The following is a 23864-nucleotide window of genomic DNA, read 5'->3' as shown; positions in this document are numbered from 1 at the left end:
AGCCCGGGGAATCATGGCGCGGTGGCTGTTTAGCCGAAGTTCTTCTGGTGCGCCTTGATGGCAGCTACGTAGGCCTTGGTGTCGTCGTACATGCCGTATTTGCTGACAGAGTACTGGCCCTGGTAGTAACCCGCAATTGCTGTGTCGAGGTCCTTGCTGGTGGCGATAAGCCGCTTGATGATCGCTACGCCGGCCGTCGCGTTGTCGTAGGGGTCCAGCAGGTTCAGCTTCCGCCCTACGAGGTCTGAGGCCCACTGCCCGGAGGACGGGATGACCTGCATGGTGCCGATCGCGTTGGCAGGTGAAACCGCACGCTGGTTAAAGCCGGACTCCTGGTGCGCGAAGGCCAGGGCCAGGGTGGGGTCCACTCCCATCTGGCGTGCCGTGTCGGCCACAATTGCGCGCATCTCGGCCCGGGACGGTACGGGAGAGGCGTTCAGCAAGGCCTTGTTCTCGTTGGCAGAGCTCACAACGGCAGCGGGGTAGGTGAAACCCAGGAAGGAGCTCGGCACCAGCGGGGCGGCGGGGGCCGCCGGGGCGGCCGGGGTGGACGAAGCGGGCTGAATGGAGGCGCCGGGAATGACCAGCTTGTTGCCGGGGTAGATGACAGTAGTCATGCTCAGCTGGTTGGCCGCCAGAATGTCCGAGAGCTTGACGCCGTGCCGGGAGGCGATCGCTGACAGGGTGTCGCCGGCCTTGATCGTGTATGAACCGCCGGGAGCAGGCGCAGCAGGAGCAGGCGCGGGAGCTGGCGCTGCGGGAGCGGAAGAAGGCTGCACGGCCGAAGCCGGTGCAGCCGGGGCTGCGGGAGCACCTGCGCCGACTTTGATCTTCTGGCCGGGGTAGATGATGGAGCGCATGTTCAGGCCGTTCCAGCTGAAAACATCCGACAGGCTGACATTGTGCCGGGCCGCGATGGCGCCGAGCGTATCGCCGGACTTTACGGTGTAGCTGCCTCCGGCATTGGCCGGAGCGGCCGCGGCAGGGGCCGCAGGGGCAGGGGCGGGGGCGGAACCCGTGCCCGACAGCTTGATCTTCTGGCCGGGGTAGATGATGGTGTTCGGCTGGAGGTTGTTGAGCTTAAGGACCTCGTACGTGTCCAGCCCGAATTTGCCGGCGATTCCGCTGATGGTGTCGCCCCGGGCAATGGTGTATTCCGCGGGAGCCGCCGGCTGCATGGGCTGGAAGGCAGCCGGAATAGTAGTGGAAACCGAGGCCGCCGGGATCAGGGCAGCTTTAGGTTCGGCTGCCTGGGCCTTCATTGCGGCGGCAAGGGTTGCCGGGATAGCGCGGGCAGGGGCCTCTGCGGCAGCAGGCTGGGCGAGGGCCAACGACGACAGGACAACCGCAGGAAGCGCTGCTGTGGTGACAGCAATCATGGGCAGGCTCTGCCTGGAGGGCTGCTTTGGCGAGCGGGACGTCGTCATGGAAAGAATCCTCTTCTTCAACTGCCGGGGGCGGGAGATGCGATGTGACTATTGATACTAGTGTTACTTAAGTTATTGATGTTTCAAATGTGATCTATGTGAATCTCTCACGAAAGTTCGCATAGCACAAGAATTCCGCCCCACGCAGAATGAAGAGTTTTATGGGGTGTCGCCTGATTCGCGGCAGTGGCGGCCAATCCCGACTAGGCGGCAGGGCTCCGGCCGTGGCAACCTTGATCCGTGAGTAACGTAGAAAGCCTTGTGGGCGAGTGGCTGCCCCTGCCGGATGTCGCGCAGTTGTTGGACGTTTCGATTACGAGAGTCCATGGCCTTATTGATGAACGCGCTTTGGCGGCCCTGCGGGTCGGGGAGCGCCGGATACGTTCAGTTCCGGCCGCGTTTATCCTGGACGGCCAGGTTGTCGACAGCCTCAAAGGGACCATTGTGGTCCTGGCGGACGCCGGCTATTCCGACGAGGACCTCATCGTGTGGCTGTTTACCCCTGACGAGTCGCTCCGCGGCCGGCCGATTGATGCATTGCGGGAAGGCCGCAAGACGGAAATCAGGCGCCGGGCCCAGACCCTGGCCTGGTAAGCAGCACAAAGGGCCCGGACGACGCCGGGCCCGCGGACGTGGCCAAGACGGGCGCCAACGTCAGGATGCGCGGCTGACCGTCGCTTCCGCCAGCTTCCGCAGGGCAGTCTTGGGCAGTTCTTCCAGCGGCAGCTGTTCCAGTGCGTCATACGCCGCGGCGCCAAATTCGTTGATCAGCACTTCAGTGGCCTGAAGCGCCCCCGACTCTTCGATGATCCGGCGGATCTCGGCCACATCGGCGTCGCCCAGGTCAGGGCTGCCCAGCTTCGCATCGATAAACGCCGATTCTGCGGTTGATGCCTGGCCCAGCGCGAGGGCAATGAGTACGGTCCGCTTGCCTTCGCGGAGATCGTCACCTGCCGGCTTGCCCGTGGTGACAGGGTCCCCAAAGACGCCCAGGACGTCGTCGCGCAGTTGGAATGCCTCGCCCAGCGGCAACGCAAAGGCCGAGTAGCCCCGGAGCAACTCGTCCGGAGCGTCCGCCAAGGCGCCGCCAAGCGCCAGCGGGTGCTCAGTGGAATATTTGGCGGACTTGAACCTGATGATGGACTGTGCCCGTGTCACTGCTCCGGCCCGGTCCCGGACAGGACCGGCCACTTCCTCCAGGATGTCAAGATACTGCCCCGCCATCACCTCGGCACGCATGAGGTTGAAGATGAGCCGTGCCCTGCTGCCTGCAGCTGCCTGTGCGCCGATGTCCGTGAAGGCCTCCTCGCTGAACGAGAGGCAAAGATCCCCGGTGAGGATTGCGGCTGCATGCCCAAACCGCTCGCTGTCCAGAGCCCAGCCCTGCGCGTGGTGCAGCTGGCTGAAGCGGCGATGCACGCTGGGGCCGCCCCGCCGCGTGTCCGAGCGGTCAATGATGTCGTCATGGATCAGGGCAGCTGCCTGGAAAAGCTCCAGGGCCGATCCCGCCGTCACGATTTCCTGGGCCGCCGGCTCGCCGCCCGCGCCGCGCCATCCCCAGTAGCACATCAGCGCACGGAGCCTTTTGCCGCCGGTCACCAGGTTGGAAATGGAACCCATAATGGGATCGATATCGGGTGAAATGGCGGCCATCAGGGATTGCCGCGTGGTGAGGAAGTCTGTCAGCTCACCGGCAACGGCGGCGACGAATGCGGTCTGCTCAATCCTTAGCTGCTCCGAAACGCTCACTTGGCTGACTCAGCAGCCACGTTGGCGCCGATGGTGAACGTGGAGACACCGGCCGCTTCGACGGCGGCGATGTTGACCGTCTCGGAGTCGTTCCGGACGAAGTCCTTGGAAGCAACGGCGCCCACTGCGTCACCGGGGACGGCTTTGAATCCCTGCGCCTCCAGGTGCTTTGTGTAGAAATCCACGACGGCGGCAGTCGGGGCATTGATGCTTGCCACGAGTGCCGCGGTGGCGGGCGTTGAGGTCTTGTCAAAGCTGCTCGAAATCACCGTGGCGCCGGGCATCAGGGGAAGCAGCGTTTCCGGGAACCCTGCGACGATTGTCCCAACAGTGGCGGAAGTTCCCGGCGACGCCGTCGGACTGGCGGACGCGGTGATGCTGGCGCCGCCCGACGCTGGTGAGGAGGTAACTGGGGAGGATGATTTCATTCCGGGCTCCGCGGGGCTGCAGGCAGCGAGGGCCAGCAGAGCGCCCGCGGCCAGTGCCGCTAATCCTGTTGGCTTAAGACTTCTCATGACGGTCACAGGGACTGTCCTCCTGGTGTTGATGCCGGATTCAGCCTCCAGTTTAGTCAGTACCAACCGATACAATTGCCGGTGTGGGGCCTGAGCGGAACAACCAGTACACCGAAGCGGGTCTTCGTGAGCTCCGGCGTAACTGCATCATGCACGTGGACATGGACGCCTTCTTCGTCTCCGTGGAGCTTCGCACGCGGCCGGAACTCCGCGGCAAACCGGTGATCGTTGGATTTCCCGCGGACCGCTCAGTGGTCCTCTCGGCGTCGTATGAAGCACGTGCGTTCGGGGTGAAGTCCGCCATGCCCATGGTGGTCGCCGCCAGGATGTGCCCCAAAGCGGTCATCATTGAACCGCGCCACAAGCTGTACTACGAGGTTTCCGCCCAGCTGATGGAAATCTTCGAGTCCATCACCGATCTCGTGGAACCGCTGAGTGTGGACGAAGCCTTCCTGGACGTCGGCGGCGCCATCCGCCGGTTGGGACCCCCGCGCGTCATCGGTGAATTGATCCGGCGCCGGGTGGCTGCCGAACTGGGCATTACGGCCTCCGTGGGCATTGCAGCCAGTAAGTTCGTAGCCAAGATTGCTTCCACGCGTTGCAAACCGGACGGGCTGTTGCTGATTGGACCCGACGAGACAGTGCCCTACCTCCACAGCCTGCCCGTCGGGGCCTTGTGGGGAATCGGCGCGAAGACTACGGACGTCCTTGCCCGGATGGGCATCCGGACGGTGGCGGACGTGGCGGCCACGCCGGTGTCCTCCCTTAAGAAAATGCTGGGTGCCACCGGTGAGCACGTGTACCGGTTGTCGTGGGGGATCGATCCGCGGCCCGTGACCCCCGTGAGGCTCGAGAAGAGCATCGGGGCTGAGGAGACGTTCGCCGTGGACACGGGCGATGACGGGCTGATCGCCCGGGAATTGCTGCGGCTTTCGCACCGGACGGCAGGACGGCTGCGGAGTTCGGGGATGGTGGCACGGACGGTGGCGTTGAAACTCCGCTACGCCGACTTTTCTACCATCACCAGGAGCCGCACTGTGCACACACCCGTGGACAGCGCCCAGCTGATTTATGCCGTGGCCATCCAGCTCCTGGAATCATTGGGGAGCCGTCCCATGACAGTGCGGCTTGTTGGCATCCGGGCCGAGCAGCTCGAAGACACCGCCCACACGTCCCTTCAGCTGAGCCTTGACCGCCGGGATGACAACTGGCGGGCAGCAGAACAGGCCCTGGACGAGGTCAGCCGAAAATTCGGAAGCAAATCCGTCCTCCCCGCCAGTCTGCTGGATTCCGGAAACGGGTCTTAGCAGGGCGCCGGCACCTTGCCTGCGAGTTTCAGGGAGGTGATGGCCGTCTTTCAGAACGGCCCCCGACAAACTATCCTTATATGTACATAGTTTTCAGTTATTGCCGGACTTCTTGGACATGCTGCAGTTCCAATGGCCCGCATGCCGGTGTTCGCCTTCCGCCATCGTCGGCGGGGCGGGAACCTCCCGGGCATGTCGGTCGTTATCGGAGCAGTAGTACGGGATGGGACCAGCCCGGACGTTGGCCTACTTAAGGAGGTCGTGATGCCGCTCTCGGAGCACGAACAGAAGCTGCTTGAGCAGCTGGAGAAGCAGCTGCACGAGGACGATCCGAAGTTCGCGAATTCCATGGGTTCGGACCCTGGACGACAGTGGTCCACCCGCCACATCGTGATTGGGGTGCTCTGCGCCCTCGCGGGGATCGCCCTGCTCCTGGTCGGCGTTACAGTCCAGAACATCTTCGTCGGTGTCCTGGGCTTCGTGGTTATGGGCGCGGGTGTGTACTTCGCCACAATGCGTAACGCGTCCGGCGGCAAGCAGCGCTCCGCTCCTGGCGCTGGTAAGTCCGGGAAGCCCCGGAGTTCCTTTATGTCCAGCCTGGAAGAACGCTGGGACGAGCGTCGCCGCGACGAATCCTAAGGCAGCGCCTGCAGGAAAGGTTCCACGGTGATAGGCCGTGCCGTCCTCCATTTCCCTCCCCTCGGTCAGGATGGCCGCAGCAGAAGACCCGCCCCGGCGGGTCTTCTGCTTTTAACCCGGAGGCTGGTAGCGCTAGGGGTCTGTTTGAGCGCTCAAACCGGCACCTACTCCTACGTGGTTGGGGAGCCCGGGGACCGCGGATCCGCCGCCGGCGTCAGATGAGAGCCCGACGGCGGCCTGGCACCGCCGTCGGGCAGTTATGGTTCGCGGCGAAACGGCGCCGGGCCCTCCACTTCCATCCACCGCCTGCTCCCGCGCCATTTGGGGGGACAAAGGCCTGAAATGGGGGAATATTGGCCTGATTTGCGTTGACTGTGGTGGAAAGTGGAGTAATGTGGAGGACATAAGAGGGTAGTTGCAACACAGGGGATGTGCAGTTCCTGACGGCAGACAGGCGGTGGGCCAGTGTTTCTGGGCACACACTCGCCACGTCTGGACGAAAAGGGCCGAATTATCCTCCCTGCGAAGTTCCGTGAGGAGCTTGCCAGCGGGCTTGTTCTCACCAGGGGACAGGAACGGTGCATCTACGTCTTCAGTGAGCAGGAATTTGCACGTGTCCACGAGCAAATGCGGGAGGCGCCCATTTCCTCCAAGCAGGCCCGGGACTACATCCGCGTCTTTCTCTCTGGAGCCTCGGACGAGGTACCTGACAAGCAGGGGCGCATAACCATTCCGGCCGCGCTCCGGGAGTACGCAGGCCTCGGCAGGGAACTGGCCGTTATCGGTGCAGGAACCCGGGCCGAGATCTGGGATGCCCAGGCCTGGAACGAGTACCTCGCGGAGAAGGAAACCGCCTTCTCCGAAACCGACGATGCCATTCCGGGGATCCTGTGATCACCTGAACGGCCCGGCGGACGTTTCTTGAACGAGATCTCCAGCCGCCCATCGGACAGTCAACCTGGCTCACTTCCCCGGAGCCAGGCCGGCAGGTCGATAGGCGCGGATGGGGATCTGGCTCAAGAAGCAGCACACCAGCACCCACGGCAGGAAAGGACGAAGGCATGAATGATGACCCGAAGCCAACGTCCGAACGCCATGTGCCGGTCCTCAAGGACCGGTGCATCAATTTGTTGGCCCCCGGCTTCGAAGCTGCCCGCCTCCGAGGTGAAACCCCCATCGCGATTGATGCGACCCTCGGCATGGGCGGCCACTCCGAAGCCATGCTGGAGCGTTTCCCGGATCTGCACCTGATCGGCATCGACCGTGATGAGGAAGCCCTGGCACTGGCAGGGGAGCGGCTGGCGCCTTTCGCTTCCCGGACTGACCTGGTCCACGCCGTCTACGACGAAATCGCCGACGTCCTCGAAGACCTGGGCGTGGCACAGGTTCATGGCATCCTGATGGACCTGGGCGTTTCATCCCTGCAGCTGGACGAGCGTGAGCGTGGCTTCGCCTATTCCTTTGACGCTCCGCTGGACATGAGGATGGACACCAGCCGCGGGCAGACCGCAGCAGATGTGGTTAACAACTACAGCGAAGAGGATCTCGTCAGGATCATCCGGAAGTGGGGCGAGGAGAAGTTCGCCGGCCGGATCGCCAACAGGATTGTCGCGGCGAGGACAGTTAAGCCTTTCGCCACCACCGGGGAACTCGTGGAACAGATCCGCTCCGTGGTGCCGGCGGCAGCCGCCAAATCGGGCGGCCACCCGGCCAAACGGACGTTCCAGGCACTGCGCATCGAAGTGAATGAGGAACTCGACGTGCTGGAGCGCGCTGTTCCTGCCGCCGTGGCAGCAACGGCCCTGGGCGGACGCATCGTGGTGATGTCTTACCACTCCCTCGAGGACAAAATCGTCAAATCAGTTTTCCAGGCTGGCTCCAAATCCTCCGCGCCGCTCGGATTTCCGGTGGAGCTTGAGGAACACAAGGCCTTCCTCAAAACCCTGACCAAGGGCACCGAGGTACCCACCGCCGTCGAGATTGCAGAAAATCCGCGCGCAGCCTCCGCCAGGCTGCGGGCCGTGGAACGTATCAGAGCCAGGAGAGAAGCATGAGCACTGCCGCCGTCAAGAACTTTCCGGTCGTCTCCGGCAGCAGCGCCCCGGCGATCAGGTCGCTTCCTTCTGGCACCGGCCGCAGGGAACGCACACCCCTGTCTGTGGTGCGTTCCACCCCCAAGAAGCGCCGTGCGCCGTTTGTGGTGATGTGTTTCGCCCTGCTCGCTGTTGCGCTCGTAGCCGTGCTGGTCCTGAACATCTCAGTCTCTACCTCCCAGTACCAGCTGGTGGAACTGAGGGGTAAGCAAAGCACGCTGACCAAGCAGAACCAGGACCTGACACAGCAGGTCCAGAACTTCGAGGCGCCCCAGAACCTGGCGGCAAAGGCCTCAGACCTGGGCATGGTGGCTTCGACCGTCAAAGGCCAGATCGACCTCTCCACCCTTGCCGTCACGGGCAAGGCAACTCCGGCGGTGAAGGGTGGCGCGGCTGGATCGGTTATCCCTGCTCCGGCCGTCGAGGGAATGCTCACCGTGGTTCCCCCGACAACGAAGTGGGAGCCGCTGACGAACCGTAAACCGGCTGACGAGGAACCGGCCCCTGCTGCGGCCCCTGCACCGGCCCCTGCAGCGGCACCTGCCGCTGCAGCACCGCCGGCTGAAGCGCCCGCACCACCGGCACGTGCCGTGGAGCTCCACGGCGGTTCGGTTCCAGCACCCGAACAGAAGGTGCCCGGGTCTAACCGGTAGCCGCTGAAGGACAGCCAGTCAGGTAATAAACAGGCAACAGGCGAGCAGCAAGGGAATCACGGTGGCGCAGAGGACCGGCAAGGCAAAAAGCGGCAAGGCCCCTAACGCCACCAAGCGGCTGCGCCTCGGCCTGGGCATTATGCTGACGCTGCTGTTAGTGGTGGGCGGCAAGCTCTTTTTCGTCCAAGGGCTCGACGTCGGCGGGATGGCCGCAGCTGCGCTCGATTACCGGATGCGCGAGACTTCCCTCCCCGCCGAACGCGGCAGCATCCTTGGCGCCAACGGGACGGTCCTGGCCAACAGTGTGATCCGCTACAACGTTGTGGTGGACCAGACCACCAACACCAAGACAGAGAAGTTCTGGCGCCTGGAGGAGGGCGTGGACAAACTTGTTGAAGTCAGCCGGGACCAGGGCATCAGCGAACTCGCGGCTGTCCTGGGCATGGACGCTGACGAACTCAGGAACGCCGTGACGGGCGAATCGAAGTACCACATCGTCGCTAAGGACCTGAAGCCGGACGTTGAGCTCAGGGTCTCGGATCTCAGTATTCCCGGCATCGTCACTGAGGGCGTCAGCAAACGCGTGTACCCCAACGGTTCCGTGGCCGGCGGTATTATCGGCTTCCTCCAGGACGGCAACACGGGCCAGGCGGGGATCGAGCAGACGCAGGATGGGCTGCTGCGCGGGAAGGACGGCAAGCGGCTCTTCGAGATCGGCGCCGACGGTCTCCGGATTCCGGTCGGCGTGGATGAGCTGACACCGCCGGAGGACGGCAAGGACGTCAAGCTCACGCTCAATTCCGATCTCCAGTATTTCGCCCAGCAGGCCATTCAGAGCCAGTCAGACAAACAGGGCGCCGAGTGGGGTGTCATCACGGTGATGGATGCCAAGACCGGTGACATTGTCGCGATGGCGGACACAAATGCCCCGGATCCGAACGATCCCGGACGGGTAGCCGCCAAGGACCGCGGCGTGCGCTCCGTGACCGCAGCGTATGAGCCCGGCTCGGTACAGAAGATGATCACGGCCGCGGCCCTGATTGAAGAAGGAAAATCCAGCCCCCTGGATACCTTCACACTCGGACCGTCGTACACCGTGGACGGCCAGACCTTCACAGACGCCTTTACCCATGGCACCGAAGAGCGCACGCTCGCCGGCATCCTGGGTTGGTCAATGAACACCGGCACCGTGGCGGCCGGGTCGCGGCTGACCAAGGAACAACGGTACGACTGGCTTAAGAAATTCGGCATCGGCGAAGCCCCGGACATTGGATTGCCGGCTACGGCCTCCGGCATTCTCACACCGGCGGACCAGTGGGACGGCCGCCAGGAATACACGGTGCTGTTCGGCCAGGGCGTATCGCAGTCCACCCTGCAGACAGTCCGAGCCTTCCAGACGATCGCCAACAACGGTGTGATGCTCCAGCCGCGCCTGATTGACGCGTACGTTTCACCGGACGGAACAGAGGAGAAAGTCGCCCCGCAGCCTTCCCGCCAGGTGGTGTCGGACGGCACCGCGCAGCAGGTCCAGGACATCCTGGAAAGCGCGGTGACCGAAGGCCAGATCAAGGACGCCGCGATCGACGGATACCGGGTGGGGGCAAAAACCGGAACCTCTGAATCGCCGTGCGATGACGGGAAGTCAGGGTTCTGCGGCTACACCGCTTCAATTGTGGGGATGGCGCCCATGGATGATCCCCGGTTTATTGTTGAGGTGGTGCTGCAGCGTCCCAAGGGCAATATCTACGGCATTACGCAGGGGCCCGTGTTCCGTTCGGTCATGAGCCAGGCGCTGCGCACTTATAACGTCCAGCCGTCCACGGGCGAACCGGCCAGGCTGCCGCAGTACGCCAAGTAGCATCAAGCCAGGCAGCAGTTCCCCCTACGCCCGCAGCGGAAGCAGTCTCCCGCGGGCATGATCCACTAGCACCACCATCGGAGATTCCCTTGTCAGAGCAGAACGCATCAGCCAGCAACGCGGGGCCGGCAGGGGAACCGGCCCCCACGCGGTTCAGGCCTACGGCAGTTGCTGCCGTCAGCCTGGACACGATCGGCGACGCGATCGGTGTGCAGGTCCCGGGCGCCTCCGCTGCCGTCAGCGTCACGGGAATTTCACTGAACTCGAGAACCGTGGAGCAGGGCGACCTGTATGTGGCGCTGCCTGGTGCTTCCCGCCATGGCGCAGACTTCGTGTCGCAGGCGGTCGGCAGGGGAGCGGTGGCAGTCCTGACCGACGACGCCGGCGCACGCCTTCTCGCGCTGTCTGCGGATACCGCCGAAGCATCGGTCCCGGTGCTTGTGGTGGACGGACCGCGCAACGTGGTGGGGCCGCTGTCCGCCATGATCTACCAGAGCCAGCCAGCAGGCGGACGGACGCCGCGCTTGTATGGTGTGACGGGAACCAACGGCAAGACCACCACCACGTACTTCATCAACGCCTTGCTCCGTGCGCTCGGGCAGCAGACCGGCCTGATCGGAACCATCGAAATCCTGGCCGGCGGAGAACCGGTTCCCAGCCTCCTGACCACGCCTGAGTCACCGGATCTCCACGGCTTGCTCGCCCTCATGCGGGAACGGGGACTGGACGCCGCGTCCATGGAAGTCTCGTCCCACGCCGTATCCTTCCAGCGGGTGGACGGTGTGCTCTTCGACGTTGCCGGTTTCACGAACCTGACGCAGGACCATCTGGATCTGCACGGCACCATGGAGGACTACTTCGCCACAAAGGCGGAACTCTTTACGCACGGCCGTGCCCGCAGGGCTGTGGTGACGGTCGACGACGAATGGGGCCGCAGGCTTGCGGCCACGGCAAGGATCCCGGTCACCACCCTCTCGATGACACCCGGCGGAGCTCCCACAGACTGGACCGTAACGTCCACCTCCGCGCGTGGGCTGGGTACCGACTTCAGCCTGCAGGGACCCGACGGAGTTACCCTGAATGTCCACACCGGCCTGCCTGGCGCATTCAACGTCGCCAACGCCGCACTGGCCACCATAATGGTCCTGGCCAGCGGAATGGACGCCACCACAGTGCAGGCCGCCCTGGACCACCACGACCCCTTCACCGTGGCGGTACCGGGACGCATGCAGCTCGTCTCCGAAGAACCGGCGGCCGTCGTGGACTTCGCCCACAACACTGATGCACTGGCACGCGCACTTGAAGCGGTCAGGTCACCGCTGCCCGGCTCCCGGGTGATCGTGGTTTTCGGAGCCACCGGACAGCGCGACCAGGGCAAGCGTCCCGCCATGGGCGCCGTCGCCGCAAAGATGGCCGACATCGTCATCGTCACGGATGACGACCCCCACGACGAGGACCCTGCGGCCATCAGGGCAGATGTGCTGGCGGGCGCATGGTCGGCGCGCGAACAGGAATCTCCGGAGTGTGTCATCGAAGAGGTTTATCCCCGCGACGCCGCCATCCGGCGCGCCGTGGAACTGGCCGGTCCGGCCGACACCATTCTTGTGGCCGGCCGCGGCCATGAGGTCTGGCAGGAAGTCAAGGGCGTCAATCTTGCACTGGACGACCGTGTGGAACTGCGGAACGCCTTGACAGCCAGGGGATTCACCGTTCTCCGAGACGACCGGATAGAGTCCTAGACCGAGATGATTGCACTTACTGCGGCGGAAATCGCCGATATCACACACGGACGCCTGGACGCCGATCCGGGGATCACGCCCCTTTCGGTGGTCACCGATTCGCGCGAGGCTGCCGCCGGGTCGCTGTACGTGGCGAAACCTGGCGAGCACGCTGATGGCCACGACTTCGTTGCTGCCGCCTTCAGCCGCGGTGCGGTGCTGGTCCTCGCCGAGCGCCCCGTAACGGGACCGGACGGCGTCAACTATCCGGCCGTCCTGGTAGAGGATGCCGTGCTGGCCCTGGGCGCGCTGGCCGCCGAAGCGGTCCGTCGGATCCGCCAGGCCCGGTCTGCCGCAGGCGACGCCCTGACCGTCATCGGGATCACCGGTTCCGCCGGGAAGACCACCACGAAGGACCTCCTCGCCGGCATCCTCACCCAGCATGGTGCCACCGTTGCCCCGCAAGGTTCCTACAACGGCGAGGTGGGCGTACCGCTCACCGTCTTCCGCGCCGACACCCAAACGCGGTACCTGGTGATCGAGATGGGCGCCACAGGCATCGGGCACATCCGCTACCTGGCAGACATGGTGAGACCTGACATCGGCGTCGTCCTCGGCATCGGCACTGCCCACGCCGGGGAGTTCGGTGGCGTGGAAAATATTGCCCAGGCCAAGGGTGAACTGGTGGAGGCCCTCGCCGCCGGCGGCACCGCCGTTATGAACCTCGACGACGACCGCGTCGCTGCCATGCGCAGCCGCACCGGCGCCACAGTGCTGGGCTTCTCGGCCGAAGGACGCCCGGACGCGACCGTTCGGGCCGAGAATCCGGACACAAACGCTGAGGGCAACCCGGAATTCGAGCTCGTCCTGCCCGGCGCCGAAACAGGCCTGCACGTCAGCAGCCGCCTCATCGGCGCCCACCACACCGGCAACCTCCTCGCCGCAGCAGCGGCCGCGCACGCGGCCGGAGTGTCCGGCAAGGACATCGCCGCATCGCTGAGCACACAGTCAGCAGCCAGCCGTTGGCGGATGGAACGCACTGAACGTGCTGACGGCGTGACCATCATCAACGACGCCTACAACGCGAACCCGGAGTCCATGCGGGCGGCCCTGCGCACGCTGGCCGACCTTGGCCGCGGACGGCGCACCTGGGCCGTCCTGGGCGCCATGCTGGAACTGGGACCTGATTCGATCCGTGAACACACCGTTGTGGGCACCCAGGTGGTCCGCCTGAACATTTCCCGGCTGGTCGTCGTCGGCCGCGAAGCCCGCGCACTTTACGTTTCCGCCGTCCAGGAGGGTTCCTGGGGCGACGAATGCGTCTTTGCCGAAACCGCCGAGGACGCCTATGTGCTCCTGAACGCCGAGCTTGAGCCCGGCGACCTGGTGCTTTTCAAGTCGTCCAACAGCGTTGGACTGCGGCACCTGGGCGATCGGATAGCATTACCCCCACAATCCACGGAACCCACCGATGAAGGGAGCGAGCTGCTGTGATTGCACTACTGATCGGCGCAGGACTTGCCCTGCTGTTTGCCTTGGTGGGAACGCCGCTGTTTATCCGCTTGCTTGTTCGCAAGAGCTACGGCCAATTCATCCGTGATGACGGGCCCACATCCCACCACACCAAACGCGGTACGCCCACCATGGGCGGCACCGTGGTGGTGGGCGCGGTCCTGCTCAGCTACGGGCTGACCCACCTGATTATGTGGATGATGAACCCGGACTCGGCAGGCCCCTCCGCCTCGGCGCTGATCCTGCTCTTCCTGATGGTCGGCATGGGGTTGGTGGGCTTCCTGGACGATTTCATCAAGATCTCCCGCCAGCGGAGCCTTGGCCTTGACGCGAAGGCGAAGCTCATCCTCCAGGCCGCGGTAGGCATAGCCTTCGCCATCCTGGCACTGAACTTTCCCGACCCGGACGGCCTTACGCCGGCCTCGACCAAAATCTCCCTGGTCCGCGACATTCCCTGGCTGGACCTGGCCTTCGCCGGCACGGTGGTCGGCGCAATCCTCTTTGTCCTCTGGTCCAACCTGATCGTCACGGCGGCGACCAACGGCGTGAACCTGACGGATGGCCTGGACGGTCTCGCTGCCGGTGCCTCGGTCATGGTCTTCGGTGCCTACACGCTGATGGGCATCTGGCAGAACAACCAGGCCTGCGGGTCGCCGCGGGAAGCCGGCAGCGGCTGCTACTCCGTCCGCGACCCCCTGGACCTGGCGCTCCTGGCAGCCATCCTGAGCGCCGCCCTCGTGGGATTCCTCTGGTGGAACACCTCCCCGGCCAAGATCTTTATGGGTGACACCGGGTCATTGGCCATCGGCGGCGCGATCGCCGGCTTCGCCATCCTGTCGCGGACGGAACTGCTGCTGGGAATCATCGGCGGCCTGTTCGTCCTGATTACCCTGTCCGTGATCATCCAGGTGGGCTACTTCAAAGCCACCGGCGGTAAACGCGTTTTCAAGATGGCACCGCTGCAGCACCACTTCGAACTCAAGGGCTGGGCAGAAGTCACGGTGGTGGTCCGGTTCTGGATCCTGGGCGGTCTGTTCGTGGCCGTGGGCCTGGGTGTCTTCTACGCTGAATGGGTTGTGCTCCTGTGACTGTTTCTCCCCGCCTGCAAGACCTGGTCAGTTGGGATTCTGACTGGGCAGGGCTGCGCGTTGCAGTCACCGGCATCGGAGTGTCCGGGTTCGCCGCGGCAGATACCCTCATCGAACTCGGTGCCCGGGTGGTGGTGGTTGATGCCGCCACGTCCGAGACAGCTAAGGCACAGGCGGACACCCTGAAGATCGTCGGCGCCGTGGACGTGCTCCTGGGCGAGGAAGCCGTCAACAGGATTCCCAAGATCGATGGCGGCTTCCCCGACCTCATCGTGACCTCCCCGGGCTGGCGGCCTGACCAGGCGCTCCTGGCGGCCGCTGCGCGCGCCCACATTCCGGTCTGGGGCGACGTCGAGCTTGCCTGGCGCCTGCGGGTCCGGGCCGGGCACAAGACCGCTGACTGGCTGACCATCACCGGCACCAACGGCAAAACCACCACGGTGGGCCTGACGGCGTCGATGCTGCAGGCCGCCGGCCTGAAGGCCATCGCGGTCGGCAATGTGGGCACCCCCATCCTGGACGCCCTCCGCGACCCCTTGGAGTACGACGTCTTCGCGGTTGAACTTTCCAGCTTCCAGCTGCATTGGGCTGAAACGCTGTCGCCGGTGGCCAGCGTCTGCCTGAACGTGGCTGAGGACCACGTTGACTGGCACGGTTCCTACAATTCCTACCTCGCGGACAAGGCCAAGGTCTATGCGCGGACCCAGAAGGCCTGCATCTTCAACGCGGAACAGATCGAGACCGAACGGATGGTTGAGGACGCGGACGTTGTGGAGGGCTGCCGGGCCGTCGGCTTCACCACACTAACGCCGGCCATCAGCATGCTCGGCGTGGTGGAGGGCCTGCTCGTGGACCGCGCGTTTATCGAGGAACGCAGGGACAGCGCCGCCGAGCTGGCTTCGATGACCGACCTGGGGCAGTTTGCGCCCCGGCACATGGTGGCGAACGCCCTTGCGGCTGCAGCCCTGGTCCGGGCCTACGGTGTGGATGCGAAGGCCGTGCGCCAGGGCATCCAGGACTACGTGCCGGGGAACCACCGTATCCAGCCGGTCGCCAAGCAGAACGGCGTGCTCTGGGTCAACGATTCCAAGGCCACCAACCCGCACGCAGCAGCCGCGTCACTGGCCACCTTTGAAAACGTCATCTGGATCGCCGGCGGTCTGTCCAAGGGCGTCAGCTACGACCACCTGGTCCGGGACCACGCCGCCCGGCTCAAGGCTGTGGTACTCATCGGTACGGACACCGCCGCGCTTGCGGAGGCCTTGCAGCGACACGCGCCGGATGTCCCCGTGATCACGACGCCGCCGGGCGACACTGAAAATATGCAGACTGCCGCAACGGGCGGAGCCACCACGGACAGCTCGCCGGATTCCGGTGCGGCCGTGATGTTCCGGGCCGTTGCGTCAGCGGCGCAGCTGGCGGCATCAGGCGACACCGTGCTGATGGCCCCGGCAGCTGCTTCCATGGATCAGTTCTCTTCCTATGCTCACCGCGGCGACGCCTTTATTGAAGCTGTCCGCGAGCTGGTGGAAGGGCAGGCCCAGACCGGCGAGGAGTAACAATGGTCAGCACGCCCACCCGGTCGCCGGCCTCCCCGCCGCGCGCCGGGAAACCCGCTTCTCCCGTAAAGTCCACCATCACCCTGCCGGACCGGATCCGGGACTGGTACCAGGCCTTCTGGTCCACGCTGGAAGGAACCGGCACCTCCAAGAACGGCTCAACGTATTACCTGATCCTTGGTTCCACGCTGGCCCTGACCGCCATCGGCATCATGATGGTGTTGTCGGCCTCCAGCGTCGAATCCATCGCTGCCGGAAAATCGCCCTACGGCGACGCCCTCAAGCAGGGAATGTTCGCCGCCATCGGCATTTTCACCATGTTTGTCCTCTCCCGCATCAACGTGGTCTGGCTGAAGCGCCTGGCCTGGCCGGGGCTGGGCGGGGCCCTTGTCCTCCTGGTCCTGGTGCAGCTGATCGGTGACGAAGTCAACGGCAACAAGAACTGGATCGACCTTGGCGGCATCACCTTCCAGCCGTCCGAGGCGTCCAAGCTGACTCTGGCGCTGTGGATGGCCACGGTCCTGGCCAGGAAAGGGAAGCTGCTGCGGCGCTGGCCCCACGTGCTGATCCCGGCCGTGCCGCTGGCGGGTGGGGTCATCGGCCTGGTCCTGCTGGGCAATGACCTGGGCACGGCCATGATCATCATGATGATCACTGCTGCCGCCCTCTTCTTCGCCGGCGTACCGCTGTACCTGTTCGGGTTCGCCGCCCTGGCCGCGGCCGCCGGCACGGCCGTCATGGCCATCACCAGCTCAAACCGCATGTGCCGCATCACATCGTGGTGGACAGGCCAGTCCTGTGCCGACGGCATTGACGCCAACTACCAGGCCACCAACGGGCTCTACGGGCTCGCATCCGGGGGCTGGTTCGGCGTTGGCCTCGGCCAAAGCCGGCAGAAGTACAGCTGGATCCCGGAAGCCCATAACGACTTCATCTTCGCCATCATCGGCGAGGAACTCGGCCTGGTGGGCACCGTCGTCGTGCTTGTCCTTTTCGCCATCCTCGGCGCCGCCATCTACCGCGTAGTGGTGGCGCAGGAGGACATGTTCCACCGGGTGCTGGCCGGCACCATCATGGTGTGGCTGCTGGGGCAGGCCACGGTCAACATGGCCGTGGTGACAGGGCTGATGCCTGTGATCGGCGTGCCGCTGCCGTTCATTTCCTACGGCGGTTCGGCATTGCTGATGTCGCTCTGCGCCGTGGGGGTGGTGCTCTCGCTTGCCCGCGAACAGATGGCGCCTGCCCTCAGGCCGAAGAAGCTGCTCAAATTCGGCGCCAAGAAGGCCGGGGGAGCCGCTGGCCGCAAACCTGCTGGCCGGAAAACCGCCGGCACGACAACCGTTGACCGCAAAACCGCCAGCCCCACAACAACCGCAAGAAAGCGTACGTAGCACCAGATGACTTCCCAGAACCTGTCCATTGTCCTGGCGGGCGGCGGAACCGCCGGCCACATCAGCCCCCTGCTGGCCATCGCGGCCGCCCTGCGTGCCGCCGCGCCCGGCGCCAGGCTGCTCGCCGTTGGCACGCCCGCCGGCATGGAAACCCGGCTGGTGCCCGCCGCCGGCCTGGAACTGGCAACCATCGACCGCGTGCCGTTTCCGCGGAAACCTTCCATTGACCTGCTCAGGCTGCCCGCACGGCTGGCCGGGGCGGTCAGGCAGTCCGGACGCATCCTCGACGACGCCTCGGCCGACGTCCTGGTGGGCGTCGGCGGCTACGTCTGCACACCCCTGTACCTCGCCGCCCGGCGCCGGGGAATCCCCATCGTGATCCATGAGGCCAATACGAGGCCCGGCCTGGCCAACCGGGTGGGGTCGTTCCTTACCCGTCACGTGGCCACCGCCTTCGACACCACGCGCCTGCGTCACGCCCGCCATGTGGGCATGCCCATGCGGACCGAAATCTCCAGCCTGGACCGGGACGCTGCCCGCGCCGCCGCGCGCGAAGAACTGGGCCTGGATCCCACCTCGCCCACGCTGATTGTGACCGGCGGTTCCTCCGGGGCCCAGAGCATCAACCGCGCAGTCGCTGCCGCCGTCCAGGACCTTGGCGCGGCGGGGATCCAGACACTCCACATCACCGGCCGCGGCAAGACGGTTTTGGGCCCCGACGGCGGCCCGCTCGCCGCACCGGGCTACCGGCAGGTGGAGTACGTAGACGGCATGGAACGGGTGTACGCCGCCGCGGACGTGCTGCTGGCGCGGTCCGGCGCAGCCACAGTCTGCGAAGTGGCCGCCGTGGGAGTGCCGGCAGTGTTTGTCCCGCTGCCTATCGGCAACGGCGAGCAGGCGCTCAACGCGGCGGGGCTCGTGAACGCCGGTGGCGCACTCCTGGTCCAGGATAAGGACTTCACCGCGCAGTGGGTGGCGGGCCAGCTCATCCCCCTGGTCACCGACCCCGGCCGCCTGGCCACCATGGCCGCCAGCTCGCGCCGCCTTGGCATCAGAAACGCCGATCAGCGCATGGCTGATCTTGTCCTGGAAGCGGTATCCGCATGATCCCCGCAAGCATCCGCAGCCAGGAGTCCCTGGGCCGCGTCCATTTCATCGGCATCGGCGGCGTGGGAATGTCCGCCGTGGCCCGCATCATGGTGGCCCGCAGCGTCGCCGTCAGCGGATCGGATGCCAAGGACCTTCCGGTGATGGCGGAGCTGGCCGCCGCCGGCGCGAGGATCGCCGTCGGATACGCCGCCGCCAACCTGGGCGATGCCCAGACCGTGGTGGCCGGCTCGGCGATCCGTGCGGACAACCCCGAGCTGGCGGCCGCGCGTGCGGCCGGCCTGCCCGTGCTGCACCGCTCGGAGGCGCTGGCGGCCACCATGGGGGACGACCTCGTGGTGACCGTGGCAGGCACCCACGGCAAGTCCACCACCACCTCCATGATCACCGTCCTGCTCCAGGGCGCCGGGATGGATCCGTCGTTTGCCATCGGCGCCAACGTGCCTGCGCTCGGCGTCAATGCCGCCCACGGCACGTCAGGGGTCTTTGTGGCCGAAGCGGACGAGTCCGACGGGTCCTTCCTGAACTACCGGCCAAAGATAGCCGTGGTCACCAACGTCGAACCCGATCACCTGGACCACTACGGCACCGCCGAGGCCGTCTACGAGTCCTTCGACCGCTTCACGGCGCTGCTTCCGGCCGACGGCGTCCTGATTGCCTGCGCGGACGACGCCGGCGCCGCAGCCCTGGCAGAGCGCACGCTCGCCCGCGGCAACACCCGGGTGGTGCTGTACGGCACCACTGACGGGTCGGACCTGGTGCTGCACGACGGCGGCCCCGGGGACGTGGCGGTCTCCTCACCCGCCGGACGGTTCGCCCTGGACCTGCAGGTCCCGGGCAGGCACAACGCGCTGAACGCCGCCGCCGCCGTCGCCGTCGCGCTGGAGCTGGGGGTCGACGCCGAAGCTGCCGCGCGTGCCCTGGCGCACTTCTCGGGCGCTTCCCGGCGCTTTGAACTGAAAGGGGAGTCGCGCGGCGTGCGCGTCTATGACGACTACGCCCACCACCCCACCGAGGTCCGGGCCGCACTGACGGCTGCACGGTCCGTCGCCGGCGGGCACCGCGTCCATGTTTTGTTCCAGCCGCACCTGTTCTCCCGCACCAGGGAGTTCGCCAGGGAGTTCGCAGATGCGCTGAACCTGGCAGACACCGCCCTGGTCCTGGACATATACCCCGCGCGCGAAGATCCCATCCCAGGAGTCAGCAGCCAGCTCATCGCCGAGCACCTGTCGCCCGGCGGACGCCTGGTGGAGCCGGGCGGGGCGGTTGCAGCCCTTACGGACGCCGCCGGGCCCGGCGACATCATCCTGACCGTCGGGGCAGGGGATGTCACGGCCTTCGGACCGCAGATCGTGCGGGCCCTCGGTGGGTAGTCCGCGCCGGCCCACCTACGCTTCACCGGGCAGGCGCCAGCCTTCCGCTCCGGCGGAACCGGAGGTCATTTCGGCCTCCAAAAGCGCCCCGGAAGCGGACACCCCGTCTTTGCCCGGCCGCAAGAAAGTGAAGGACGCGGACCGCAGACGGTCAGCGGACAAGGCATCAGGGGGCAAGGCGCCGGCAGACAAGGCACCGGCAAGCAAGGCACCGGCAAGCAAGGCGCCGGCGGGCACCGACAATGTGCTGGCCTTCCCGGAGCCGCCCGGAAAACGCCTCAAGCGGAACATCATGGTGACCCTGGGCACTGTCCTGGCGTTGGTCTGCGCGCTGCTGGCCGCCGCAATCTTTTCGCCGGTACTCGCCGTAGGCACCGTCTCGGTGTCCGGGACCCGGCTCGTCACCACGGAACAGGTGCAGGCCGCACTGGAACCCCTGAAGGGCAAACCCCTGCCCCAGATCAGCGATGAGGAGGTCAGCCGCCTCCTGGCGCCCCTCGTCCAGATCAAGTCCGTTTCAACCCAGGCACGCCCGCCGTCCGGGTTGGTGGTCCAGGTGCTGGAGCGGGTCCCGGTGGCCCTGGTCAAGCAGGGGGAGCAGTACCAGTTGGTGGATGTGGACGGCGTGGTCCTGGCCAGCCCTGCGGACCCGGCCACGGTGGCCCTGCCCGTGATCGACGGCGGCGCCGGAACCATCGGCAAGGACCTCTTCCAGGCCACCGCAGCGGTCCTCGGTGCACTCCCGCTGGACGTGCTGTCGAAGCTGTCCAACGCGTCCGCCCAGTCCGTGGACGCGGTGGAGCTCAAACTCGTGGACGGTCAGACCATCATTTGGGGGAATGCGGGGGAGAAGGAGCTCAAGGCCAAGGTGCTTGAAGCCTTGCTCAAGGTTCCCGCGGACCCGAAGAACCCCGTCCGTGTGTACGATGTGAGCGCGCCCCGGCATCCGGTGACGCGCTGAACGCTTTATTTACCCGGTATTCCCGCGACACGCGGCTCCGGTTATTGAATGTCCGAACCATAGGAAATAGCGTTCCAGACATGAGTTACTTGACATAACTATAACCTTCAACTCGAAGGTTAAGGTTCGAAGCTTCAAGCCCGACTCCACAGTTTTCGCAATAGGACACGAACAAGGGACACGTAACGTGGCAGCTCCGCAGAATTACTTGGCCGTCATCAAGGTCGTCGGCATCGGCGGCGGTGGCGTGAACGCAGTCAACCGCATGATCGAGGTCGGCCTCCGGGGCGTTGAATTCATCGCCATCAACACAGATGCCCAGGCTCTGCTGATGAGTGACGCCGACGTCAAACTCGACGTCGGACGTGAGCTGACCCGCGGGCTCGGTGCAGGCGCCAACCCCGAGGTGGGCAAGCAGGCTGCGGAGGACCACGCCGACGAAATCGAAGAGGTCATCCGCGGCGCGGACATGGTGTTTGTGACCGCCGGCGAAGGTGGCGGCACGGGCACCGGTGGCGCCCCTGTGGTGGCACGCATCGCCCGGTCTCTCGGAGCGCTGACCATCGGTGTGGTGACCCGCCCGTTCACGTTCGAGGGCCGCCGTCGTGCTGGTTCTGCAGAGGCGGGCATCGACGCCCTCCGCGACGAAGTGGACACGCTGATCGTCATCCCGAACGACAGGCTTCTGTCCATCAGCGACCGCAACGTCTCCGTCCTGGACGCTTTCCGTTCCGCTGACCAGGTCCTGCTGTCCGGTGTCCAGGGCATCACGGACCTCATCACCACCCCCGGCCTGATCAACCTCGACTTCGCGGACGTTAAGTCCGTGATGCAGGGCGCAGGCTCCGCGCTGATGGGCATCGGCTCCGCCCGCGGTGAAGACCGTGCGGTGAAGGCTGCCGAGCTCGCCATTGCATCGCCGCTGCTGGAAGCCTCCATCGACGGCGCCCATGGTGTCCTGCTTTCCATCCAGGGCGGTTCCGATCTCGGCCTGTTCGAAATCAATGAAGCTGCCCGCCTGGTCCAGGAGGTGGCCCACCCCGAAGCCAACATCATCTTCGGTGCCGTGATCGACGACGCGCTCGGTGACGAGGCCCGTGTCACGGTCATTGCCGCCGGTTTCGACGATGTCAAGGCCACCTCTCCCTCCATGGACCAGTCGCAGCCGCAGGTTGCGCCGCAGCGGCCCGCAGCGGCACCCGCACCGGCTCAGGCCCCCACTTCGGGTGGCAGCCACCAGCACAACGTCCAGCCGGTCCACGCCGGGGTCGGCGCGTCAGGCCTGAGCAACTGGGGCCAGCAGCGCCCGTCGTCGGTCCCCGCCGATTCAGGTTTCGACGTCGACCTGCCCTCGGTAGTGGAGCCGGACCTCTCCGGGAACCGCGCCGATGACCTGGATGTCCCCGACTTCCTGAAGTAGGGCCCGGGTTGTTCTATTGGCGGGCCGAAGTGTCTGCTGGCGTGAGTGTGGCGTTCACAGACACCCAGGCCGGCAATCTTGCCCTGCACGTCGGGGACAACGCCGCTGATGTTCTCCAGCGCCGGGAGGCGCTGGAGAACGCTGCCGGCCTAACCCGTGGTTCCTTCCGGTTCATGGAGCAGGTCCACGGCACTGCGGTGGAAATGATGGAGCCGGCCACGCCAGCGCCGACCGCCGATGCCATGGTGTCGCGGGGGCTGCCGCTTGCGGTGATGGTTGCCGACTGCATCCCGGCAGTACTCGTAGGGGAAGGACCAGACGGTCCGGTCCTCGCCGCCGTGCACGCAGGCCGCACGGGGATAGAAAACGGCATTCTCCCGGCGGCAGTGGAGCGGATGCGCTCAGCCGGGGCCACCGCCATCCGTGCCTGGCTGGGCCCGTCAATCTGCGGGCGTTGCTATGAGGTGCCCGCCGAACTGCGCGCCCAAGTAGCTGCCCAGGTGCCGGCGACGTGGGCTTCCACGTCCTGGGGCACGCCCGCACTGGATCTCCCAGCGGGGGCGAAGAGCCAACTTGAAGCTGCCGGCGTCGTCATCGAATATGCGGGTCCGTGCACGCTTGAAAACGAAGAGCTTTTCTCTTACCGCAGGTCCAACACCACCGGGCGCTTCGCGGGACTGGTGTGGTCGCATGAATGAGGGCACTGTGGAGGACAACGCCGAACGGATGGCTGATCTGGCGGAGCGCCTCGCCGCCGTGCAGCGTCGTATTGATGCGGCCGTCCAGGATGCAGGCCGGGCGGGGGAAGTGCCCACGCTGATTGTGGTCACCAAGTTCCATCCGGCCGCCGACATCAGGCGCCTGGCTGCCCTCGGCGTCCGTGACGTCGGCGAGAACCGGGATCAGGAAGCTTCCTCGAAGGCGGCCGAACTGGCAGGCCTCGGACTCAACTGGCACTTCGTCGGGCAGCTGCAGAGCAAAAAAGCGAAATCCGTGGTGAAGTATGCCCATGCGCTCCATTCCGTGGACCGGCTGGCCCTGGTTGATGGCCTCGAGCGTGCCATCGGCGCGGAACAGGAGCGGACGGGCCGGGGAGCCCTGGACTGCTTCATCCAGGTCAGCCTCGACGACGACGCCGGCGCGCATCGCGGCGGCGTGGCCGCGGCGGAGGTACCACTCCTGGCCGAGCGGCTGGCGGCTGCGGCAGGACTGGAACTGGCGGGCGTTATGGCTGTCGCCCCGTTGGGCACCAGTCCTGAGGCGGCGTTTGAAAAGCTGGCAGCCATCTCGGCGGCCTTGGTAGCGGAGCATCCCGGCGCAACCGCCATCTCGGCGGGCATGAGCCAGGACCTGGAAGCGGCCATCCGTTTCGGTGCGACACACCTGCGAATCGGTTCCGATATTCTCGGATCGCGTCCTGACGTGGGGTAGCGTCGAACCCATAGGAAGTGAATGGCGGGGGATTCAAGGCTGTCAAGTCATTGGGCGGCCCGC

The 23864-nt window shown here is 65.5% G+C and carries 21 protein-coding genes; 18 read left to right on the top strand and 3 right to left on the bottom strand.

The annotated features are described in order from the left end of the window. Positions 1–29 precede the first annotated feature (29 nt). Positions 30–1427 carry a lytic transglycosylase gene (locus tag ACVWY0_RS13940; protein WP_485837213.1) on the bottom strand — a complete coding sequence of 466 codons (1398 nt, stop codon included), beginning with the start codon at positions 1425–1427 and terminating at the stop codon, positions 30–32. Positions 1428–1667: 240 nt separating this feature from the next. Between ACVWY0_RS13940 and ACVWY0_RS13935 the strand changes: the two genes are divergently transcribed. Next, positions 1668–2021: an Rv2175c family DNA-binding protein gene (locus ACVWY0_RS13935; protein WP_058929391.1), complete on the top strand. Its 354-nt coding sequence runs from the start codon at positions 1668–1670 to the stop codon at positions 2019–2021. A 60-nt stretch (positions 2022–2081) separates the two neighbouring features. Here ACVWY0_RS13935 and ACVWY0_RS13930 read toward each other — a convergent pair whose 3' ends face one another. Both ACVWY0_RS13930 and ACVWY0_RS13925 read right to left on the bottom strand, forming a co-directional pair. Further along, complete coding sequence (locus tag ACVWY0_RS13930) at positions 2082–3176, bottom strand: polyprenyl synthetase family protein (RefSeq protein ID WP_248761670.1); 1095 nt, start codon at positions 3174–3176, stop codon at positions 2082–2084. Further along, positions 3173–3700, bottom strand: coding sequence for a hypothetical protein (locus tag ACVWY0_RS13925; RefSeq protein WP_485837212.1), 528 nt, complete (start codon positions 3698–3700; stop codon positions 3173–3175). Before ACVWY0_RS13925 ends, ACVWY0_RS13930 begins: the two co-directional genes overlap by 4 nt. A gap of 140 nt (positions 3701–3840) precedes the next feature. On the opposite strand from ACVWY0_RS13925, the gene dinB reads away from it, so the two are divergent. The 17 genes from dinB to ACVWY0_RS13840 all read left to right on the top strand — a co-directional run bounded on the left by dinB (position 3841) and on the right by ACVWY0_RS13840 (position 23801). After that, the gene (gene dinB / locus ACVWY0_RS13920) at positions 3841–4998 is read left to right on the top strand and encodes a DNA polymerase IV (protein WP_485837246.1); all 1158 of its coding nucleotides are present in this window, start codon (positions 3841–3843) and stop codon (positions 4996–4998) included. A 264-nt stretch (positions 4999–5262) separates the two neighbouring features. Next, entirely contained in the window at positions 5263–5637 is a 375-nt protein-coding gene (locus ACVWY0_RS13915) for a DUF3040 domain-containing protein (RefSeq protein WP_485837211.1), read from the top strand. A gap of 465 nt (positions 5638–6102) precedes the next feature. Further along, positions 6103–6531: a division/cell wall cluster transcriptional repressor MraZ gene (mraZ, locus tag ACVWY0_RS13910; RefSeq protein WP_058929387.1), complete on the top strand. Its 429-nt coding sequence runs from the start codon at positions 6103–6105 to the stop codon at positions 6529–6531. Between the two features lie 167 nt (positions 6532–6698). Continuing rightward, positions 6699–7691 carry a 16S rRNA (cytosine(1402)-N(4))-methyltransferase RsmH gene (gene rsmH / locus ACVWY0_RS13905; RefSeq protein WP_485837210.1) on the top strand — a complete coding sequence of 331 codons (993 nt, stop codon included), beginning with the start codon at positions 6699–6701 and terminating at the stop codon, positions 7689–7691. Continuing rightward, entirely contained in the window at positions 7688–8383 is a 696-nt protein-coding gene (gene ftsL / locus ACVWY0_RS13900) for a cell division protein FtsL (RefSeq protein ID WP_485837209.1), read from the top strand. The genes rsmH and ftsL overlap by 4 nt, the downstream gene beginning before the upstream one ends. A gap of 61 nt (positions 8384–8444) precedes the next feature. Further along, positions 8445–10241 carry a peptidoglycan D,D-transpeptidase FtsI family protein gene (locus ACVWY0_RS13895; protein WP_485837208.1) on the top strand — a complete coding sequence of 599 codons (1797 nt, stop codon included), beginning with the start codon at positions 8445–8447 and terminating at the stop codon, positions 10239–10241. A gap of 89 nt (positions 10242–10330) precedes the next feature. Further along, positions 10331–11980, top strand: a complete 1650-nt coding sequence (locus ACVWY0_RS13890; RefSeq protein WP_485837207.1) for a UDP-N-acetylmuramoyl-L-alanyl-D-glutamate--2,6-diaminopimelate ligase — start codon at positions 10331–10333, stop codon at positions 11978–11980. Between the two features lie 6 nt (positions 11981–11986). After that, positions 11987–13453 carry a UDP-N-acetylmuramoyl-tripeptide--D-alanyl-D-alanine ligase gene (locus ACVWY0_RS13885; RefSeq protein ID WP_485837206.1) on the top strand — a complete coding sequence of 489 codons (1467 nt, stop codon included), beginning with the start codon at positions 11987–11989 and terminating at the stop codon, positions 13451–13453. Continuing rightward, positions 13450–14559 (top strand): phospho-N-acetylmuramoyl-pentapeptide-transferase, encoded by a 1110-nt coding sequence (gene mraY, locus ACVWY0_RS13880; protein WP_056342244.1) that lies wholly within the window; start codon positions 13450–13452, stop codon positions 14557–14559. Before ACVWY0_RS13885 ends, mraY begins: the two co-directional genes overlap by 4 nt. After that, positions 14541–16118 (top strand): UDP-N-acetylmuramoyl-L-alanine--D-glutamate ligase, encoded by a 1578-nt coding sequence (gene murD / locus ACVWY0_RS13875; protein WP_485837205.1) that lies wholly within the window; start codon positions 14541–14543, stop codon positions 16116–16118. The genes mraY and murD overlap by 19 nt, the downstream gene beginning before the upstream one ends. A 2-nt stretch (positions 16119–16120) precedes the next feature. Further along, positions 16121–17509, top strand: coding sequence for a putative lipid II flippase FtsW (gene ftsW, locus ACVWY0_RS13870; protein ID WP_485837204.1), 1389 nt, complete (start codon positions 16121–16123; stop codon positions 17507–17509). 6 nt (positions 17510–17515) lie between these two features. After that, a complete protein-coding gene (gene murG, locus ACVWY0_RS13865; protein WP_485837203.1) occupies positions 17516–18616 on the top strand; it encodes an undecaprenyldiphospho-muramoylpentapeptide beta-N-acetylglucosaminyltransferase in 1101 nt (366 codons plus the stop codon). After that, on the top strand, positions 18613–19989 hold the full coding sequence (murC, locus tag ACVWY0_RS13860; RefSeq protein ID WP_485837202.1) for a UDP-N-acetylmuramate--L-alanine ligase: 1377 nt from the start codon (positions 18613–18615) through the stop codon (positions 19987–19989). The genes murG and murC overlap by 4 nt, the downstream gene beginning before the upstream one ends. Next, positions 19982–20950: a cell division protein FtsQ/DivIB gene (locus tag ACVWY0_RS13855; protein WP_485837201.1), complete on the top strand. Its 969-nt coding sequence runs from the start codon at positions 19982–19984 to the stop codon at positions 20948–20950. Before murC ends, ACVWY0_RS13855 begins: the two co-directional genes overlap by 8 nt. Positions 20951–21137: 187 nt before the next feature. Continuing rightward, entirely contained in the window at positions 21138–22370 is a 1233-nt protein-coding gene (gene ftsZ, locus ACVWY0_RS13850; protein ID WP_254750004.1) for a cell division protein FtsZ, read from the top strand. An 8-nt stretch (positions 22371–22378) separates the two neighbouring features. Then, positions 22379–23068 (top strand): purine nucleoside phosphorylase YfiH/LACC1 family protein, encoded by a 690-nt coding sequence (locus tag ACVWY0_RS13845; protein ID WP_485837200.1) that lies wholly within the window; start codon positions 22379–22381, stop codon positions 23066–23068. Continuing rightward, entirely contained in the window at positions 23061–23801 is a 741-nt protein-coding gene (locus ACVWY0_RS13840) for a YggS family pyridoxal phosphate-dependent enzyme (RefSeq protein ID WP_485837199.1), read from the top strand. Before ACVWY0_RS13845 ends, ACVWY0_RS13840 begins: the two co-directional genes overlap by 8 nt. The last annotated feature ends 63 nt before the right edge of the window (positions 23802–23864 follow it).

This window comes from Arthrobacter sp. UYNi723 (assembly GCF_054057635.1).
The sequence above is the reverse complement of the archived record's forward strand: the minus strand, read 5'-3'. Positions and strand labels throughout refer to the sequence as shown.

What these genes read in the sequence shown, in the direction of transcription:
- ftsL (WP_485837209.1), top strand. Translation starts at nt 7,688, where the DNA reads ATGAGCACTGCCGCCGTCAAGAACTTTCCGGTCGTCTCCGGCAGCAGC.
- murC (WP_485837202.1), top strand. Translation starts at nt 18,613, where the DNA reads ATGATCCCCGCAAGCATCCGCAGCCAGGAGTCCCTGGGCCGCGTCCAT.
- dinB (WP_485837246.1), top strand. Translation starts at nt 3,841, where the DNA reads ATGCACGTGGACATGGACGCCTTCTTCGTCTCCGTGGAGCTTCGCACG.
- ftsW (WP_485837204.1), top strand. Translation starts at nt 16,121, where the DNA reads ATGGTCAGCACGCCCACCCGGTCGCCGGCCTCCCCGCCGCGCGCCGGG.
- rsmH (WP_485837210.1), top strand. Translation starts at nt 6,699, where the DNA reads ATGAATGATGACCCGAAGCCAACGTCCGAACGCCATGTGCCGGTCCTC.
- murG (WP_485837203.1), top strand. Translation starts at nt 17,516, where the DNA reads ATGACTTCCCAGAACCTGTCCATTGTCCTGGCGGGCGGCGGAACCGCC.
- ACVWY0_RS13885 (WP_485837206.1), top strand. Translation starts at nt 11,987, where the DNA reads ATGATTGCACTTACTGCGGCGGAAATCGCCGATATCACACACGGACGC.
- murD (WP_485837205.1), top strand. Translation starts at nt 14,541, where the DNA reads ATGGGTTGTGCTCCTGTGACTGTTTCTCCCCGCCTGCAAGACCTGGTC.
- ACVWY0_RS13840 (WP_485837199.1), top strand. Translation starts at nt 23,061, where the DNA reads ATGAATGAGGGCACTGTGGAGGACAACGCCGAACGGATGGCTGATCTG.
- ACVWY0_RS13915 (WP_485837211.1), top strand. Translation starts at nt 5,263, where the DNA reads ATGCCGCTCTCGGAGCACGAACAGAAGCTGCTTGAGCAGCTGGAGAAG.
- ACVWY0_RS13940 (WP_485837213.1), bottom strand. Translation starts at nt 1,427, where the DNA reads ATGACGACGTCCCGCTCGCCAAAGCAGCCCTCCAGGCAGAGCCTGCCC.